This window comes from Kribbella sp. NPDC004536 (genome assembly GCF_042873835.1).
GTDB lineage: Bacteria > Actinomycetota > Actinomycetes > Propionibacteriales > Kribbellaceae > Kribbella.
This window is the reverse complement of the sequence record NZ_JBIALY010000001.1, coordinates 389,301-409,783: the sequence shown is the minus strand read 5'-3', so window position 1 is coordinate 409,783 and position 20,483 is coordinate 389,301. Positions and strand designations below refer to the sequence as shown.

3 protein-coding genes are annotated in these 20,483 nt (G+C 63.9%); all 3 read left to right on the top strand.

Translation table 11 applies throughout. From position 1 onward, the window contains the following. The first annotated feature begins 191 nt into the window (after positions 1–191). From ACFYRU_RS01930 to ACFYRU_RS01920, 3 genes are read left to right on the top strand one after another with little or no spacing between them, the layout of a single operon-like run. Positions 192–11,309 carry an amino acid adenylation domain-containing protein gene (locus ACFYRU_RS01930; RefSeq protein ID WP_387651961.1) on the top strand — a complete coding sequence of 3,706 codons (11,118 nt, stop codon included), beginning with the start codon at positions 192–194 and terminating at the stop codon, positions 11,307–11,309. Beyond that, complete coding sequence (locus ACFYRU_RS01925; RefSeq protein WP_387651958.1) at positions 11,306–14,470, top strand: amino acid adenylation domain-containing protein; 3,165 nt, start codon at positions 11,306–11,308, stop codon at positions 14,468–14,470. The genes ACFYRU_RS01930 and ACFYRU_RS01925 overlap by 4 nt, the downstream gene beginning before the upstream one ends. Continuing rightward, complete coding sequence (locus ACFYRU_RS01920) at positions 14,467–20,457, top strand: amino acid adenylation domain-containing protein (protein WP_387651955.1); 5,991 nt, start codon at positions 14,467–14,469, stop codon at positions 20,455–20,457. The genes ACFYRU_RS01925 and ACFYRU_RS01920 overlap by 4 nt, the downstream gene beginning before the upstream one ends. Positions 20,458–20,483: the final 26 nt, after the last annotated feature.

Here is a 20,483-nt window from a genome sequence, read left to right as displayed (position 1 = left end):
CGGGCTGGCGAACCTGACGTCGCCCGGCGCAGAATCTATTTGCTGCGGTCTTTGTGCGCCAATTCTTGAAACCTGTGTCCGCTGAAATCTGATCGTCTGCAATTCAGCGATCAGGCGAGATTCAGGACGGCTTCAGACCACCCGATAGTGTTGCGAGCCTATCGGGTGTCGTCAATTGCCGTAGGAGAATTGTGTCGGAAATCCTGGATCTGGCGCCAGAGCCCATCGCAATCGTCGGAATTGGTTGCCGGTTACCTGGCGGAGCGAACACTCCGGAACGGTTTTGGCGGCTGCTTCTGGACAGCACCGATACTGTCGGTGAGATTCCGCAGGATCGATGGGACGTCGACGCCTTCTACCACCCTGATCCCGATCGCGCCGGGAAGATGTACACCCGCCGTGGCTCGTTCCTCGACGACGTCTACATGTTCGATGCTGACTTCTTCAAGATCTCTCCACGTGAAGCGGCCTGGATCGATCCGCAGCATCGAATGCTCCTGGAACTGACCTGGGAAGCGCTCGAGGACGGCTGGCTCGCGCCCGGGCATTTGGCCGGCTCGGACACCGGCATTTTCGTTGGCATCTGCTCTACCGACTACCGAACGGTTCGCAGGCAGGATCTGAATTCCATCGATGCGTACACAAACACCGGTGCGGCGATCAGTATTGCAGCGAACCGAATTTCGCACGCCTTCGACTTCCACGGGCCCAGCGTTGCCGTTGACACCGCGTGCTCGTCAGCGCTGACTGCCGTTCATCTGGCCTGCGAGAGCGTCCGTCGGCGTGAATGCCACGTCGCGGTGGCCGGAGGTATCAATCTGATGTTCGATCCGACCACGACGATCGGATTTTCGCGGGCGTCGATGCTGTCGCCAACGGGGCGCTGCAGTTCGTTCGACGCAGCGGCCGACGGGTTCGTGAGGGCCGAAGGCGCCGGGCTCGTCGTCCTGAAACCGCTCCAGGCCGCTCTCGACGACGGTGATCCGATCTACGCCGTCATCAGAGCGTCCGGTTTGAACCAGGACGGGCGGACCAGCGGCATCGCGCTCCCGAACGGCGATGCCCAGAGGGCTCTACTGCAATCGGTGTATGCCGACGCCGGCATCGACCCGACGACCGTTCAGTACGTGGAAGCGCACGGCACCGGAACCCGGGCCGGCGACCCCATTGAATGTGCCGCGCTCGGGGCCGTGTTCGGCGGCGGTCGCGCCGACGGCGACTACCTGCGCATCGGCTCGGTCAAGACCAACGTCGGTCACACCGAGGCGGCGTCAGGAATCACTGGTTTGATCAAGGCAGCCCTTGCGCTAAAGCACAGCCACATTCCCGCCAACCTCCATTTCAAGACACCCAATCCGGACATCCCGTTCGATGACCTGCGACTCCGCGTCCAGACGGGGCCGGAGAGCTGGCCCGCTTCGGAGCTACCGAAGCGAGCTGGTGTCAACTCCTTCGGCTTCGGTGGGACCAGCGCCCACGTCGTGCTGGAAGAAGCACCGGTGCTGGCCGGCACCGCCACCACAGGCGCCGCAGTCCCGCCGGCCGCACCGAGAATTCTCCCGCTGTCAGCGCGGACCCCCCAGGCCGTCCGTGATTACGCCCGGGCCTATCTCTCGGCCCTCGAAGACGCTTCGGTGACCGACATCTGCTACGCCGCATCTCGCCGACGGGAGAATCACCCGTACCGCGCGGCGATCGTGGGCGTCAGCCCGGCCGACATCGAGGACGGGCTGCGGGCCTTTTCGGCGGGTGCGACACCCAGTGGCGTGATCGTTGGCAGCCAGCCCGTGGCTGACGAGTCCGGTCCGGTCTTCGTCTTCTCCGGCAACGGATCTCAATGGTGGGGTATGGGCCGCCAGCTCCTCGCTGCAGATCCCCTCTTCGAGAAGGCTGTTGCCGAATGTGACCAGCTGATCCAGGACCGGACCGGTTGGTCGGTCCTCGCCGAGCTCAGCTCGACCGAGTCCGCGTCGCGCATGGACCGCACTGATATCGCGCAGCCTTGTCTCTTCGCGCTTCAGGTTGGTCTTGTGGCCAGGCTGCGGGCTTGGGGAATTGAGCCGACAGCTGTCGCCGGTCACAGCGTGGGGGAGGTTGCCGCTGCCTACACTGCAGGCATCTTGACGCTGCCTCAGGCAGTCGAGGTCATCGTGCATCGCAGTCGTGCGCAAGAGCGCACGGCAGGCCGCGGTGCGATGGCCGCTGTTGGGATCAGTGCGGCGGATGCCGAGGAGGTCCTTGCCGCCTACGGACAGCAAGTCTGCATTGCCGCCGTGAACTCCCCGAGCTCGGTGACGATCGCTGGTGATCGCGAGGCGGTGGAGGACATTGTTGCCGGATGCGTGCAGCGCCAGCGGTTTGCCAAGGTGCTGCCGCTCAACTACGCCTTCCACAGTCACCAGATGGACCCGATTCGCGACGAGCTTGTTGCAGCGCTGTCCGAGCTGCGGCCATCCGCGGGCTCGATCCCGTTCGTGTCCACGGTGGCCGGCGCGGTCATAGAAGGCAACCGCCTCGACGCGGACTACTGGTGGCGCAATATCCGCCGGCCAGTGGCGTTCGCTGCCGCAGTCAACGCGCTGACGGCGGACGGCCACAGCACGTTCGTCGAGGTCGGGCCGCACCCCGTGCTTCGCAGCTACATGAGCGAATGCGCTGGGACTGCCGATGGAACGGCGACGGTTCTCACGACTTTGCGACGAGACGCAGACGACACCGCAACCTTGGCGATGTTGCTGGGGTCCCTCTTTGTGGCCGGAAGTTTGTCAAGTCTTGGCGAGGTGAACCGCTCTGGGACCTCCGTCAATCTGCCTGGGTACCCTTGGCAACGAGAGCGTCACTACAAGGAGCTCGGTCGCGGCGGCAGCCTGGCCGGACCGAGCGTGCACCCACTGCTCGGATCTGCGGTGAACTCGGCCAGAGCAGAGTTCGAGAACAACCTTGACCTGGCTCTGCTGCCCTACCTCAACGACCACCGCGTGCAGGGTGACACGCCGGTGTTCCCGATGGCGGGCTACATCGAGATGGCGCTTGCTTCCGTCGACGGCGATCACAGCGGCAGCGTGGCCATCGACGACCTGGTCATCAACAAGGCTTTCGTACTCCCTGCCTCGGCAGCGGTGCCGGTTCGGTTCGCCCGGTCGAGCCCGGACGGTTCGTTCGAGATCCACACCGAGGCCGACGGCTCCTGGGATTTGATCAGCGCGGGCCGCGTCCGGGCGTGGCAGGCTCCCAGCGGTGTGAAGCCCATCGACATCACGGACATCCGAGGCCGTCTCGACCGCCGGCTGGACCGCACCGCGCACTATGAGTTTGCGACTCGGCACGAGCTGCATTACGGACCCGTGTTCCAGTCGGTCGAGTGTGTCTGGACGGGCCAGGACGAGTCGCTCGGCGAGGTCAAGATCGATGATTCGTGGTCCGGCCAGGGATACGTCTTCCATCCCGCACTGCTCGACGGTTGTCTCCAGTCGATTTTGCCCTGTCTGTTCACCGGCGCACCCGGGGAACCAGTGAGCTATCTTCCGGTGGGCTTCGACCGCCTACGCCTCTACCAGCGTCCTGAAGCACGTGTGTACTGCCATGCGCGGATAACCAAACGCCGCGCCAAGGTTCTCTGGGCGGATGCGTTGATCGCGAACGCGGACGGGGTCGTGGTCGCCGAGATCAAGGGCATCGCGCTGCGCGCGATGTCGGGAACGTCGGGCGGTTTCGGTGAGACCGACGATGTCTACGAGCAGATGTGGCGTCCCGCGGCCCGATCGCCGAAGCATCGAACGCGGAATGCGGATCACCTGCCCGATCCGGCCGAGCTCTCGGCCGTCGCCCGGGAGAACGCAGCCGAGCTGATTGAACATCTGGGACGCGAGACGTACTGCGAGGAGGTTTCGCCGGCCCTCGAAGAGCTCGCCACGGCATATGTGCGTTCCGCCTTCGTGCGTCTCGGCTGGGTATTCGCCGTCGGTGACAGTCTGACCGCCGAAGCGATCTGCGACCGTCTGGGCATCGTCGAAGAGCATCAGCGGCTGACAGCGCATTTCCTGCGTATGCTCGCCGATGACGGCTTTCTGCGTCGCGACGGTCGTCAATGGGTCGTCCAGGAGGAACTTGCCGCGTGCGATCCCGCTGCGATGTGGGCCGACCTCGCGGCTCGCTTTCCGGGGTCGCACGCGAACCTCGAGCTATTGGCCCGGTGTGGGGAGAACCTCGCTGACGTACTCAGCGGGCGGCTCGACCCGCTCGGTCTGATCTTCGGTGAATCGGCAGGTGCCACTGTCGACCATCTGTACGAGAGCGACATGGTGACGCGCTTCTACAACGCCACCATCCAGGGCGTCGTCAGTACGATCGCGAACCGCTTGCCGACCGACCGATCCCTGCGGATCATCGAGATCGGCGCCGGCACCGGTGGCACGACCTCGCAGCTCGTCGATCATTTGCCGGCCGACCGCACAGATTATGTGTTCACCGACGTCTCGGAAGCCTTCTTCGAGAAGGCTTCGCATCGCTTGCACGCCTACCCGTTCGTGAGCTTCGCCCCGCTGGACATCGAGAAGAATCCAGTGTCGCAGGGATTCGATGAACATTCCTTCGACGTGGTCGTGGCCTCGAACGTGCTGCACGCGACAACTGACATCTGCTGGACGCTCGAGCAGGTCCGTCGGCTGCTTGCCCCTGGTGGGATCCTGATCGTGGCTGAAGTCGTCAAACCCCTGCGGTATCTGTTCACGATCTTCGGGCTCCTGCGTGGTTTCTGGCTGTTTCTCGACGAGGACATCCGGCCGGAACACACCTTGCTCAGTGAGGATCGCTGGATACAGGTCCTCACCGACATGGGGTTCGAGCAGGCCACGGCCATTGACGAAGGTATCGGCGAACCGGGCACCGCCGTTCTCCTCGCTCGCGGGCCGCTACCGGATGTGGACCGGCCGGAGATCGACGATCGGTCGACGAGACGTTGCTGGCTGATGCTCACCGATGACGGCGGTGCGGTTGCCACTGTCGCGGACGATCTGACGTCCTGGGGTGACAGGGTGATCACGGTCGCCAAGGGGCCGTGCTTCGAACAGCTCGCGGCCAATCGTTTCACTCTGCGCCCCGGTGATGCCGAGGACCTCGGCAAGCTGCTGACTGCGCTCGAGAGCGCATCGATCACAGACGTCGTTCAGGCATGGCCGCTCGACTCGGACGCGCCTTCTGCCACAGGCTTGCGGCAGGCCCGAATGCTGGCGCTGTCGACGATTCAGCTCGCGGTTCGCCTCGCCGGGAAGATCGATGTGCCCCGCCTGTGGCTGGTCACCGGAGGTGCCTACGCAGTCGCGCCGGGCCACGAGCGACCGATGGTGACGGCAGGTCCGGTCGCAGGTCTGCATCGTGTGATCGTCAACGAGTATCCAGAACTCCGCTGCACCTTGGTGGACGTGTCTTCTCCACAACCGATGACCGGTGAGTCTCGCTACGCGGACGAGGAAATCCGGGAACTCGGCATGGAGTTGCGCACCAATGAAGCCGGACCAGATGCGCTACGCGAGGACGAGATCGCGCTGCGCGGTTTCGAGCGATTCGTCTCGCGGCTGGTGCGCGGCGCAACGCCGGTCCGGGAGATGCCCGCGTTTCGTGCAGGCATCGCGACACCAGGATTGCTAGACACGCTCGAACTCGCGCCGCTCCGACGGAGAGCTCCGGGCGCCGGGGAAGTGGAGATCGAGGTGCGTGCGGCCGGGCTGAACTTCAAAGATGTCATGAATGCGATGGGACTCCTTCCACCCGAAAGTGTCGAGCTTGGGTTCGCATCGGGCCTGGCGCTCGGCGGAGAGTGCGCGGGGCGGGTCGTAGCCGTCGGTGCGGGAGTTGTCGACGTGAGCGTCGGCGACGATGTGATCGCGCTCGGCAGTCACTCGCTCAGCAGCCACATGACGACATCGGCAAACCTGGTGGTGCGCAAGCCCGCGGATATCACATTCGAGGAGGCGGCAACGCTACTGGTCACCTTTGTGACCTGCCATTACGGTCTGCGGCAGCTGGCAAACCTGCAGCCGGGGGATCGCGTCCTGATTCATCATGGAACAGGCGGGGTCGGGTTGAGCGCTCTGCAGATCGCGCAGCATGCCGGCGCCGAGGTCTTCGCCACAGCTGGTACCGAGGAGAAGAGAGAGTATCTTCGCCGCCTTGGCGTGAAGCACGTCATGGACTCGCGGTCGCTGACCTTCGCTGACGAGATCATGACGGCCACGCGCGGAGAAGGCGTCGACGTGGTCCTCAACTCACTGGCCGGCGACGGTATGCAGGAGAGCCTGCGAGTGCTGTCCCGATTCGGCCGCTTCGTCGAAATCGGGAAGCAGGACTTCCTGGCGAACAATCGCCTGGCGATGAAGCCGTTCGACCGTTGCATTTCGTTCTTTGCGGTCGACGTCGACCAGATGTTGCTGCACGACCCGGCGACGATCCGGTGCGTCCTCCGTGAGGTCGCTGAGCTCCTGGATGCCGGCGTTTATCGTCCGCTACCGTACCGTGCCTATCCTGTTGGCCAGTTGGTACACGCGTTCCGCTACATGCAGCAGTCTCGTCACATCGGCAAGGTCGTCGTCTCGCTGAGAGAAGGATGTGGCACATCTCTTGCACGCCGTACGCGCAGGCTGCCTGCCGGGACACTGACGCTGCGTTCCGACGCGGCGTACCTCATTGCCGGCGGTCTCAGCGGGTTCGGCCTCGCTGCCGCACAGTGGCTGGCAGACCGTGGAGCGCGGCACCTTCTGTTGCTGAGCCGGAGCGGGACAAGTTCCACTGACGAGTCCGCGGCGCTCGCCGAGCTGGTCGCCGCGGGCGTTGAGGTGATCGTTCAGCGAGCCGATATCGCCGATCCCGCCGATGTCCGGGAGGCACTCGGAGCCCTGGCCGGTCGCGGGTTGCCGGTCGCGGGAGTGATCAACTCGGCCATGGTCCTTGACGATGCGCTGTTGGCCGACGTCGACGAGGCTCGCTTGGACCTCGTCATGAGGCCCAAAGTGGATGGTTCATGGAACCTGCACGAACAGACTCTGCACGAGCCGCTGGACTTCTTCGTCATGTTCTCGTCGATGACAAGCACGTTCGGCAACCCTGGCCAGGGGAACTACGTCGCAGCCAACGCGTTCCTGGACAGCCTCGCATCGTACCGCCGCTCGCTCGGTCTGCCGGCGCTGACAGTGAACTGGGGCCCGATCGGCGAGGTCGGCTACGTCGCTCGCCACGGTGAGCAGGCCGAGATGGGCGTGCTCCGTGGAACTCGCCGACTCGATCCGCCTTATGCCCTTGACATCATGGGCCAGCTGATTCAGTTCGGAACGGTCCAAGCCGCGGTTGCGCACATCGATTGGCGCCAGGCACGGGAGAAGTGGCCGGTGATCTCGGCCCGATGGGCTGGTTTGCTTCCCGAAAGCAGCGATGATTCCGCCGAGCCCGGCACCGGTGCCGCGATCCTGCAGCAGGTACGGCTCGTGTCTCCCGACGAACGGTTGGCAGTGATCAACGCCTGGTTGATCGAGTGTGTCGGGCGCGTACTGGGCTCGGCGCCGGGGAACATCGAGCCCGAGAGGTCGATCTCGGACCTGGGGCTCGACTCTCTGATGGCCACGGAGCTGCGCGTGCGTATTCAGCGTGAGGCCGGTGTCGATGTGCCAGTCGTCCAGCTGCTTCGATTCAATCGGCTTCTGGATCTGTCCGGGCACGTCGCCAACGCGCTCGAGGCTGACCTGGACGGTCTCGAGGCGGGCGCACCGACGCCGGCTGACGAACGGCGCACAGAGGTTGCCGAACACATGGACGAATCTGGCGCCGAGACAGACAACGAGCTTGCGGCAGATCTGCAAGCGTGGCTGTGCAGTGCATGGATGGATGTCATTGGCATCCCGTCTGTCGATCCCACGGACGACTTCTTCGTCCTTGGTGGCTCGTCGATCCAGGCCATGCTGCTGTCCAACAGGATCCAGGCATCGCTGGACGTAGCACTCCCACATGATGTTCTGTTCACGGCGCGGACCGTCGTGCAGCTCTGCGAATACCTCGCCAAACATCATCCCGATGCGCTGGCAGCCTGGAAACGAGGCGCCAGCGGTGACGCCGGGTTGCTGCAGCCCGACCCATCGGGCTACCCCGTCGAGCTGTCTCCCGGCCAGCAACGGGTGTGGTTCCTGGATCGGCTCCATGCCGGATCGCCGTTCCACAACCTGGTCCGGGCGTCGCGTCTGCGTGGTCGGCTCGACCTGGAGGCGCTCGCGACCGCCGTGCGGGACCTGGCCATCCGGCACCGAATTCTCACGACCCACATTTCCGGCGACTTCGACGAGCCGCGCTTGGTCCATAACAAGGGTCTACTGCGGCCGATGACTGTGCACCACGTCGCAGATGAGGGCCGAACGCTCGCTGACGTCCTGGAAGCAGTGCGAGCTGAGGCTGCGGTGCCGTTCGACCTGCCGAACGAGGCGCCTTTCCGGCTCAACGTCTATCGGCTTGCCGAGGATGATCACGTCCTTTGCCTGGTGTTCCACCACATCGCGGTGGACGACTGGTCGGTGCGAACGGTGATCTCCGATCTCGGCTCGCTGTACGCGGCGGCCAATGAATCGGTCCCGGGCCCTGATCCCGTCCCTGCGTTGGCTACGGACTATCCCGCCTATGTTCGCGGTGTGCTGGAGTCCGTTGATCAAGGTCGACGAGCAGCTGAACTCGAGTACTGGACTCGCGAGCTCGCCGGCCTGCCCTCCCGCTTCGGGCTGGCGGCTGGATCCGGTGACGTCACGGATCACGCGCCGTTGCGCGAAGAGGTCCGGCTTGGCGGCGACCTCTCGACCGCCCTTCGTGATCTCTGCACCGACGTGGGTGTGACGCCTTTCGTGGCGGTCGCTGCATTGAGTCAGCTTCTGCTGCAGCGCTGGACCGGCAACGACGACGCCGTGATCGGCTATCCGACCAACGGCCGGAACCGACGCGAATACGAACCGATGGTCGGCTACTTCCTCAACACCCTTGTCCTGCGCACCGACCTCTCCGCCTCCCCATCGTTCCGAGACGTGCTCCGGCACAACCAGGCCAAGGTGCGCGAGGGGCTGGAGCATCAAGGCGTCCCCTACCAGGACGTGGTTGAGGCCGTCCGCAGACGCTCGGGTGGTGGCCTGCATCAGCCGCTCTTCGAGGTTCTCGTAAATCCTCAGCTCGACACGGCTCTCAGCTGGCCGGTGGCGCATCTCGAGCTCACCTGGCTCCAGGTGTCCGAACCCGTGGCCCGTGTTCCGCTGACCGTCTATCTACGCGAAGACGGCAACGAGCTGACGCTCGAACTTGTGGCTCAAGCTGCGGTCCTCAGCAAAAACGCGTTGCGGGCGATGTCTGCGCAGCTTCTCCTGCTGGCGCGATCGGCCGTCGGAGCCCCGGATGTGGCAGTCGAAGATCATTCCCTGGTCACCGATGAGGGCCCGTGGCTTGCACGCAAAGCGGGCGCCGACCTGCGACCGACCGAGTATCCGACGGTCGGCGAGGTCATCGCCGAGCAGGCTTCCACTCGGCCGACGGCGATGGCAGTGGAATGCGGAGCGGACGGCTGGACCTACGCCGATCTGCATCGTGCCGCAGAGACGATCGCCAGTGAGTTGCGGGCCCGTGGTGCTCAACACAAGGTCGTCGCTGTCCGGGGTACGCGGAGCTTCGGCGCAGTCGCCGCAATGTACGCGGTCTGGCTTGCCGATGGCATCCTCTTCACCATCGATCCGACTGCGCCTGTCGCCCGCCAGCTGGCGGGCCTGGACGAGACTTCTGCGGCATGGATCCTTGATCTCGAGGGGCAGCTACTTCCGGGCTGGAGCTCCTTCACTCTCGATATCGACCCTCGGACAGCGGTCCCCGGTACAACAGTCGCATCAGCGACGGTCCGGCCGGAGGCCTCGACCCATCCAGACGGTGCGGCATATCTGTTCCTGACCTCGGGGACAACCGGACGTCCGCGTGCCGTACGCGGCACGCATCAGGGGCTCGCGCATTTCCTTGCATGGCAGCGTTCCGAGTTCGCCATCGGCCCCGGCGATCGAGCCGCTCAGCTGACCGGGCCTTCCTTCGATGTCGTACTACGTGACGTCTTCGCACCGCTCGTCAGCGGCGCGACCCTGTGCGTCCCAGATCGCTCCTTGTCACCTGATGAGGTGCTTGGCTGGCTGGTGACATCTGGCATCACCATCACGAATGCAGTGCCCACGCTGGCTACGGCGTGGCTGTCGAGCCAGACGCCCGAGCTCGTGAGCCGGCACATGCGGACCATCTTTCTCGCAGGTGAAGCCTGCAGGCCAGAGCTCGTCCGTCAGCTCCGCAACCGGTTCCCGGCGGCGGAGATCGTGAATCTGTACGGTCCGACCGAAACAACGCTCGCGAAGTGTTTTTACCGCGTCCCGGTCCACACCGCTGCCGTACAGCTGCCTGTCGGACAACCCATGCCGGGTTCTGAGATCTTCGTCGTCGCGCGAGACGGCCGGCAGTGTGGGCCGTACGAACTCGGGGAGGTGGTCATCAGGACGCCTTACCGTACGTCTGGCTACCTGAATGACGACGCCTTGACCGCGGCACGATTCAGGCCGAACCCTGACTCGAATCGTCCGGACGATCTGCTCTACTTCAGTGGGGACCGCGGACGGCTCGACGCCGACGGAAATCTTGTGTTGCTCGGCCGCCTTGACGATCAGATCAAGATCCGGGGGACGCGCATAGAGCCGGTCGAAGTTCAGGCGGCGCTGCAAACGTGCCCCGGTGTCGGGTCCTGCGCGGTCATCGGTGTCGAAGACATTGCCGGTGCGCACCTCGTCGCGTATGTCGTGCCTGACTTCGGCGGATCGGTCACTCGCAGGGAGCTGACGTCCCATCTTGCCAAGCTGCTGCCGGTCGCCATGGTTCCCAGCCGGTTCATCATGCTCGAGCAGTTGCCGTTCACCAGCAACGGAAAGCTTGACCGGGCTGTTTTGCGCGACATCGCCGCAGAGGTAGAGGACTGGCACGATTCGACGGCAGCGGCCGACTCTGAGCCTGTTACACCTGTCGAGGAAGTGCTGGTTGAGATCTGGTCCCGAGTGCTGGGTGTACATGAGGTTTCGAGGCAGGACAACTTCTTCGCTCTCGGTGGGCATTCGCTGATGGCAATGCAGTTGGTGTCTCGCGTTCGTGACCGCCTCGGTGTCGAATTGGCACTCGCCGACGTGTTCGAAACGCCGACCCTCGCAACCCTCGCTGCAAAGATCACGTCGCCCGGGGTGCAGCCAGCAGAGCCGCCGATCACTCCTCGGGCCGCTCGATGAGTCCCGGCCCGCTGAGACTGCCCGCGTCGTTCGCACAGGAACGAAGCTGGCTCGTCGAACAGTTGGTGCCATCGAACGGCGTCTACAACGTAGCGTCAGCGACACGGATCAGGGGTTCGCTGAACTCGGCCCGTCTCGAGGCTTCCTTCCGGGCACTCGTGGCCCGTCACGAAGTGCTTCGTACTGGGATCGAGACGGTGGGAGGTGACGTCCAGCAGTTCATCCACGAGGATCTCCCAGTCGACTTCGAGTACGTCGATCACAGCGCCGATGCATGTGCGGCGACGCGAGCAGCTGCCGCAAGACCCTTCGACATCGCTCGGCCGCCGCTGACGCGAGCGACCCTCGTTCAGGTCGATCCGGAGGAGCATCTGCTCGTCATCACCGCTCATCACGCTGCCTGTGATGCCTGGTCGGCGGGGATCCTGCGCCAGGAGCTGTCACACCTGTACGCCGGTATGTCGCTCGAGCCACTTCCGATCCGCTACGCGGACTATGCGCTGTGGCAGCGCGAGAAGCTTTCGGGGCAGCATCTCGACGATCTCAGCAGGTACTGGCGCGGGCGGGTTGGTGACGCGCCCCTCGGTCTTCTCCTGCCGCTCGATCATGTCCGCCCGGCGCAGTCGGCGTTCTCAGGCGCTCGGGAGACCGTGGTGTGGGAGTCGTCCTTGACCGCAGCGGTGGTTCACATCGCACGGCAGGAAGGAGCGACGCTTTTCGCCGCACTTGCTTCGGTTCTGGCCATTCTGTTGTCGAGGCTGACCGGTCAGGACGATCTGATGATCGGAACTGTCAGCTCGAGCAGGACCCGTACCGAACTCGAGCCGATCATCGGCTACTTCGCCAACACGTTGCCGTTGCGGGTCCGTCTGCGTTCCGAGGACACGTTCCGGTCGCTGCTGGACCGGGTGACCCAGGAGTCTCGGGAAGCGCTCGCGCATCAGGACCTACCCTTCGAGAAGATCGTGGAGCTCGCCGGCGGACCCAGAAAGCTGCCACTGCAACCCCTTTTCCAGGTCATGCTCGTTCTCCACAACGAGGAGCTGCCTGAGATCAGGCTGGCCGGCACGGAGTGCGAGCCCATCGATACCGGCCACGTGGGTGCCAAGTTCGACCTCGTTCTGCAGGTCCATCCAGGCATGCGCGGACTGACAATGCATGCCGACTACGACACCGCGCTCCTCGAGGCGAGCACCGTTCAGGGCTTGCTGGAAGAGATGAAGGCGTTGCTCGAGCAGGTCTCGGCCGAACCGGATCGTCCGGTCGTGAGATTGCCGATCACCTACGGCAACGACTTCCAGGATCCGTCCGTTGCATCTGGGCTGCTCACACGAGATGACTCGCTGTCTGGTGAGGGCGGAATTGTGTCCAGGTTCGAGCGTTTCGCCGCGGAGACTCCGCGTGCGGTTGCTATCTCGGCGACTGACGTAGAGGTCACCTATGCAGAGCTGAACACCCGAGCTGATGCTCTGGCTCGATACCTCAGTGTCCTGGGCGTTCGTTCCGAGATCCCGGTCGCCGTCTGTGTTGCACGCTCGATCGAGTATGTCGTCGGTATTCTTGGTGTTCTGAAGGCCGGTGGCGCGTACGTTCCGCTGGACCCGACTGATCCGCACGCCCGGATCAGAACCATCCTCGATGACCTCGATGACCCCATCGTTCTCGTGCACCGGCCGTCGACGCCCGGATCGCCTCTGGTCAGCGCGCGGACGGTGGATCTCGACGAGATCCCCGACGTCGCACCCCAGTTACAGCCGGCGCTTGTCAGTTCGGACCAACTTGCCTACATCATTTACACGTCGGGGTCGACAGGAACCCCCAAGGGTGTGTTGATCCCGCACCGGGGTCTGCTCCGGCTCGTCAGCGATGCGGATTACGTACGATTCGGGCCGGAAGAAACGGTCCTCCAACTCACGCCGACCACGTTCGATGTGTCCGGTCTCGAGATCTGGGGCGCACTGCTCAACGGAGGCCGGGTGGCGCTCTTCCCGGATGAGCCCGTCACTCCCGAGGCCATCGGAAGAGCGATCGACAAGTTCGGCGTCACGACGGCTTGGTTGACGTCGTCGCTGTTCAACGTCGTCGTGGATACCGACGTGCGGACGCTCGCCGATCTCAGGCAGTTGCTGATCGGTGGTGAGGCATTGTCGGCCTCGCACGTCGCTCGCGCCGCCGCGGAGCTCCCGACGGTCAGGATGGTCAACGGGTACGGTCCGACCGAATGCAGTGTTTTGGCGGTGTGCTACCAGATCCCGTCTGATTTCGATGCAACGCGGTCAGCGGTGCCGATCGGCATACCGATCCGTGAAACGACTGCGTACGTGATGGATCCGTCCGGGAACCTCTGCTCGGAGGGAGAGGTCGGTGAGCTGTACCTCGGCGGCTTGGGTGTGGGCCGCGGATACCTGAATCGGCCGGAACTCACCAAGGCGGCGTTCTGTCCGGATCCGTTCTCAGACGTTGGATCGGCCATGATGTACCGCACGGGTGACCTCGTGTGCCGAAACGCCGACGGGACGCTGGAGTTTCGCGGACGGACCGACGATCAGATGAAGATTCGTGGCCACCGGGTCGAGATCGGCGAGGTGGAGGCTGCTTTCTCGCGGTTGCCTGGAGTACAGGTGGCGGCGGTGGTCCCGCTGCCCGACGGCGCTGCAGAGCGGTCACTTTGCGCATTTGCCGTCCTCGATCCAGAAGCCTCCCCATCGATCGAAGATGTACGTACAGGACTTGCCGGGATCGTCCCGGCATACATGATTCCGGGAGAGATCCGCGCGGTCTCCGGCCTGCCGCTGCTGGCCAACGGCAAGGTCGATCGGAAGTCACTACTGGCGGAGCACGCATCGTCTGCTGCTACCGCTCGTGACGCGCCTTCCGGCCAGCTGGAAGAACTTGTCCGGGACATGATGGCGGCCACCCTGAAGCGCCCGGATATCGGCATCGACGAGAGCTTCTTCGAGTGTGGTGGGAATTCGCTACTTGCCATTCGGCTCGCAACCAGACTGAGTACCGCGGCGGGGAATCGGATCGGCATCGCGACGGTGTTCGAACTGCGTACGGCTCGTGCGATCGCAGGGTATCTGTGTGCATTGCTCGAGGTGGCTGGAGCGCCCGGAGAACCCGCACAACCAGGTCCGGACGAGGAAGTGGTGACGCTATGACCGCCGATGAACCACAAATCGAGAAGCTTCGCCCGCTGCCCGATCTGTTGACCGAGCTGGTCCGGCGAGAAGTCAGGCTTTCAGCTGCTGATGGAAAGCTGCAGGTCAGTGGACCGCGCGCTGCGCTCACGCAGGACTTGCAGCGCGAGCTCGCTGCCCGTAAGTCCGATCTCCTGAGCGTTCTGAATCCGGTTGGGTCGACGGACGGGCCGCAGCCGACGCCACGGCTGAGCGCCGATCTTGAACCGCTGTCCAGCGCTCAGCGCCGCCTGTGGTTCATCGAGCAGCTGCAGGGGCCGAGCCCCGCATACACAATGATCTTCGCCTGGGAACTCTCCGGCCCTCTCGACACGGCCGTCCTGGAACGGTGCATCGGCGAGCTGCTGCGTCGCCACGACGTGCTGCGCAGCCGCGTAGTTCTCGACGGACAGGATCCGCGCATCGAGGTCACCTCGACGAATACGGCCGCATTGACGCTGATCGATGTCAGCGGCCATCCCGAGCCCGTTCGCCGGAGTGAGGCCGAGCGGCACCTGAATGAGATCTGTGCTGTGCCGTTCCGTGTCGACCAAGGTGATCTCTTCCAGGCGACCGCGGTGCGGCTGGCTGACGAAAGCTACCTCTTGTGCCTGCGGTTGCATCACCTGATCGCTGATGGAACGTCGGTGGACCTGCTCATCGATGAACTCGGTCGGCTCTACGACGCGTTTGCTCGTGGCGACGACTCGTTGCTGCCGGCACCTGTACTCCAATACGGTGACTTCGCGCGGTGGGAACGCGATCAGCTCGTCGCCGGCGCCTGGGACGGTGCGCTGCAGTATTGGCGCTCGCGACTCGTAGATGCGCCGCTGAGCACTGAACTGCCGACCGTGCGGCAGCGACTCGGAGCGCCGGCCAACTCTGGGGCACGAGCGGGCGTCGAGTTCCACGCATCGGTCGGGAAGACAGTTCGGAAGCTGGCGACCGATCTGGAAGCCACGCCGTACATGGTGCTGACTGCGGCCTTCGCGATTCTGATGCATGTACTGTCGCTGGGACGCGACATCGTCTTGATGTCAGCCGTGGACGATCGCGGCTACGAGGGTCTGGAGCGGACCGTAGGATTGTTTGTCTCCAACCTGCCGCTTCGGATAGATCTCGGTGGGAACCCGTCCGTTGCAGAAGTCGTTGGGCGCGTGCGTGAAGCCTGCCTCGCCGCTCATCGCCACCGCAATGTCGATGTCGATGCGCTTCTGCAAGAGCTTCGGTCTGGTCTGGGAGGACCGTATCCGCCGCCGGTGCAGATCGCATTCGCCCCGAAGCCTGGAGTCCGGGTTCCTGCGTTTCGGGGCTTGACGGCGGAACCGTTCGCGATCGACACCGGCGTGGTCAACAACGACTTGACATGGTTCGTGGACGAATCGTCGGCAACGGTTGCCTATCGCCTGGACCTGTTCGACGCCGACTCGATCTCGAAGCTTCTCTTCCAGTATCAAGCCGTACTGGAAATCGTCCTGGAGAATCCCCAGCGTCGGCTGTCTGCTGTTGCCATGGCCAGTGGCATCAGAAGCCGGGCCAACCAGGCCGATGTCACCTCGGGAAACGGCGGGAGGGCAGCTCTCCCGGCACCGACCGGATCCCCGGTCGGACGTCTCACATCCGCGCAACTGCAGATCTGGACCGGTCAGAAGATGCAACCGGATGTTCCGCTGTACAACTGCGCTACCGTCTACCGGCTGAGCGCGGAGCTCGATCTGACGGCATTCAGGAAGTCGTTTGCGGCGCTTGTGGCGGCCTCCGACGCACTGCGAACCGTCATTCGCGAGGAAGAGCATCGGCCGGTCGCGGTTGTTCTGGACCAGCTGCAAACGTACCTCGAGCTGCATGACTTTTCCGGATTCGATGACGGTGAATCGAGAGCTGACGAGTGGATGCGGGTTCGTTGCCGGCGGCAGTACGACTTGTCCCGGGCGCTGTTCGACACCGCCGTACTTCGCGTCAACACGGGCGAGTATCTCTGGTACTTCGGCTTTCATCATCTGATCGGCGACGCCTGGTCGAGCCTCGTTCTCATCGACCGGATGGGTCGGCTGTACGAGCTGGCATCGAAAGAAATGCTGCATGCCGCGCCCGCACTGCCGAGTTTTGCTGGTGTTGCCTTGCAGGAGAGTTCGGCGTCAGCCGCGTCTGATTCCCGAGACGCCTTTGAGGACCTCGGTGGCGATGCAAAAGCTGCCGGTGCGATGGTCTTCGACGGCAGATGGCGGCGTAAGGTCTCCTCCAGAGTCGTCCGCCGAACTGTTCAGCTCGGTGCCGAACGCTCCGCGCGTGTGCGCTCGGCGGGTCTGCACAGCCAGCGCTTGTTCACCTTCTTCGCAGGCGTTCTCGCCGTGTATCTCCATCAGTCGACCGGCGCCACGGCGCTGCCGGTCGGTATGCCGTTCCACAATCGGCCGACCGATGCCGCCCGGCAGACGATCGGGCTGTTCATGAAGATGCTGGTTCTCCGTATCGAAGTCGATCCCGCGATGAACTTCTTGGCGCTCCTCGACACCATCGACAGCGAGCTGGCTCGAGCGCTGGCCGATCGAGATGCGCCGATGAACCCGGCTGAGCGCCAACCGTACGAAGTGTTTCTGAATTTCCAGCCTGCCGGAGTTCAGCTACCTGTGCTGGCAGGGAAGGCCGTCGATGCCAAGGCGTTGCACAGCGGGTACGGGAACGACAGCCTCGCAGTGCACATTCACGATTCCGCTGGGGCAGCGGACTTCGAAGTGTCGTTCGACTTTCACGAAGACGTGTTCGGCGCAGACGACCAGGACTCTGCGATTGACCAGTTTCTGCAGGTGCTGGATTCGGTGCTGGACGATCCCGATGTACTGGTCGGTCGTGTCAGCCTGCTCTCGGTGGGGGACCGAAACCGTCTGCTGAACTCCTTCAGCGTTCGCTCGTCGCTTCCCACCGAAGAGACCACGGTGGACCAGTTGTTCGCCGAGCAGGTCGTGCGGGTGCCGGAGCAGGTCGCGGTGACCTGCGGAAGCCGTCGCCTCACCTATGCCGAACTGGACGATGCAGCGACAGCACTGGCAGCACGGCTGCGCGATGCGGCCGTATGTCCCGGAGCCGTTGTGGGCATCTACCTCGAGCGATCCGTAGATCTTGCGATCGCGGCTGTGGCTGTGCTCAAGGCCGGCGGTGCGTTTCTGGGAATCGATGACCGGCAGCCGGTCGCAAGAGCTGAGACACTTCTCCGCGACGCCGGCGCCGTCGCTCTTATATCGACGGAAGCTTTCGCCCGCGGCCTTGCCGAATGCAACGTCGCGAAGATCCTGATCGACGACCCGGTCGCGATCTCTTCCCCAATGGGACAAGCACCGACTCAGAGTAGGTCTGCCGCGGATGATCCGGCCTATGTCGTCTACACCTCCGGCTCGACAGGTGTACCGAAGGGCGTGCAGATCGCGCACCGAAGTCTTGTCAGTGCTTTTCGAAGCTACTGCACAGTCTATGACCTCTCGTCCGTGCGCTCCCATCTGCAGGTCGCGAGTTGCTCGTTCGATGTCTTTGTGGGCGATCTGATCAGGGCACTGGCGTCGGGGGGCGAGCTCGTGATGTGCCCCTATGAATCCGTTCTTGATCCGGCCCGCATGTATGAGCTGATGCTGACCGAGCAGGTCGACTTCGCGGACCTCACGCCCGTGATCGCCCTGCGTCTGGTCAGACACGTGGCCCGCTGCGGCGGGTCTCTCGCATTCATGCGGTTTCTGGTCATCGGCGCGGATGTGTCGACAGTCAACGACCTCGCCGAGATCCGCGCGGTCGTTGGCCCGAACACGAGAGTCCTCAATACCTATGGCGTCAGTGAGTCGACGATCGACAGCACCTACTTCGAGAGCACCAGCGCATTGCTGGATCCGGCTGACACCACCCCGATCGGACGGCCGTTCCCGAACACCGAGGTTCTGGTTCTGAACTCGTCGCGCGAACTGGTCCCGGTGGGAGTCGCCGGCGAGCTGTACCTCGGCGGTCCGGCACTGGCACTGGGTTACCTCAACCAGCCGGAGCTCACAGCGGACCGTTTCGTACCGCACCCGTTGCGGGATCGGGCCGGTGAACGCGCTTACCGAACCGGCGATCTCGTGCGGTTCCTACCGGATGGAAACCTTCAGTTTCTTGGACGGACCGACGATCAGGTCAAGATCCGGGGGGTTCGGATCGAGCCACATGAGGTCGAACGGGCGCTCGAACGGCATGACGCCGTATCTCGGGCCGCGGTTGTGGTCCAGCACCGCGGTTCGGAGGTCTGTCTCGTGGCCTATGTGGTACCGAGTCGTGCCGGGGTAGCTGGTGAGGATCTTCGCCGCTTCCTGCGCGGATTGCTTCCCGCTGCCATGATCCCGGCGACGGTAGGTCTGTTGACGTCGATGCCGTTGTCGGCGAACGGCAAGATCGATCGTGCGGCGCTGCGGGCGATGTCGTGGGAATCGGTCACCGGCGGCTCGGCTCCTGCGAGGCAGCGGCCGCAGACACGCACAGAAGAGCTTGTCGCCCGCGCATGGGCGCAGACCCTGAAGGTCGACGACGTCCCGTTGGACGAGAGCTTCTTCGACATCGGTGGACATTCTCTGCAAGCCATGGGACTAGTGGCGTTGATCTCTGGAGAAATCGGGTTCGATGTGCCGCTGAGGGCAATTTTCGATCATCCGACCGTCCGTACTCTTGCATCGGCCGTCGATGATCTGGGAGCCGAACGTGCCGAGACGCCGGGTGCCGATGGCTTGGCAGTCGATGTTGTCCGTCCGGGTACACCAAGGCGAGACCCGGATGCCGGAGTCAGCGTCCCGGGAAGGACCTTCGAGAGCCGATCCCTGCTGTCGCTCATGGTCACTGGTGTCGTGCCGCGCGTCGACGCCGCAGTTGTCACGTACGTCACCGACGATCTTCTCGAAGCCACTGGTATGGATTGGTCCGCGATGCGCGATGGGCTCTTCGGTGGTCTGCCGCTCGTGCGTGACGTGCTCGATTTCGGTGTCGGCCGAATGGCGCGGATCGTGTTGCCGTGCCTGGAATCCGAACTCGCGTCGCGGGGCGTAGACAGCGCTGCCCTTGTTGCCCAAGCCTGCTCGATGGCAGCGAGCATCGGAGCCGAGGTGGTTTCGCTGTCTGGCGTCCTTCCTTCCGTTGTGTCGGACGACGCCATTCCCCGCACTGGGCCTGCGGTCACCCACTTCCAGGCCACGACCACTGCGGCCGTCTCGCTGTCACTGGTTCGAACGCTGACGGCAGCGAGGCGGGAGCTTTCGGCAGAGAAGTTGGCTCTTCTCGGACTCGGTCCGATCGGGATCGCATCCCTCCGGCTGCTGGTGCGCGAAACGGCGCATCCTCGCGAGATCGTCCTCGGCGACCGTCTCGGGGCTGCGACCCAGCTCGAGCAACTCCGCTCAGACCTGGTCAAAGACGGTTATCAAGGCAGGATCTCGATAGCCCACACCGATGGCCCGGCCCTGGCTGATGTCTACGACTCCTCGGTGATCCTGGTGGGGTACGCCGTTCCGAACGACCACGTCATCGATGTCGAACGGCTTGTTCCAGGCACGGTGGTTTGCGGGCGGCCTGGCTCGTTCGACACCGAGATGGCATGGCGCCGGATGAAGCGGGAAGGTGATGTCTTGGTCGCCGACTCTGGAGCCTTTCACCGGCGGGACCAGGTCAGCAGGCTTCAGTACTGGCCTGCGATGATGGGGGCGTTGGAAGGCCAAGAGCTTGTTCGCCGAGTTTCCTCGTACGACCCATTGCTGTTTCCTGGTTGCGTAGCTGCAGGACTGGTGGCCACAGTTGTGCGGCGCAGTACGGGAGTGAACCCTGCGCTGCGGACTGTAGACCCCGACTTGGCGCATCAGCATGTCGTAGTTGCCCGCGATCTCGGTTTCGACGGTGCCTCGCCGTGCTGCGGGGGTGAGAGAATCCCAGGTGACGTGATCAAGGGATTCGCCGCCGGCTCGTGGTGACGAGCGACCCGCCCAGGGAGGGCTCC

What these genes read in the sequence shown, in the direction of transcription:
- ACFYRU_RS01925 (WP_387651958.1), top strand. Translation starts at nt 11,306, where the DNA reads ATGAGTCCCGGCCCGCTGAGACTGCCCGCGTCGTTCGCACAGGAACGA.
- ACFYRU_RS01920 (WP_387651955.1), top strand. Translation starts at nt 14,467, where the DNA reads ATGACCGCCGATGAACCACAAATCGAGAAGCTTCGCCCGCTGCCCGAT.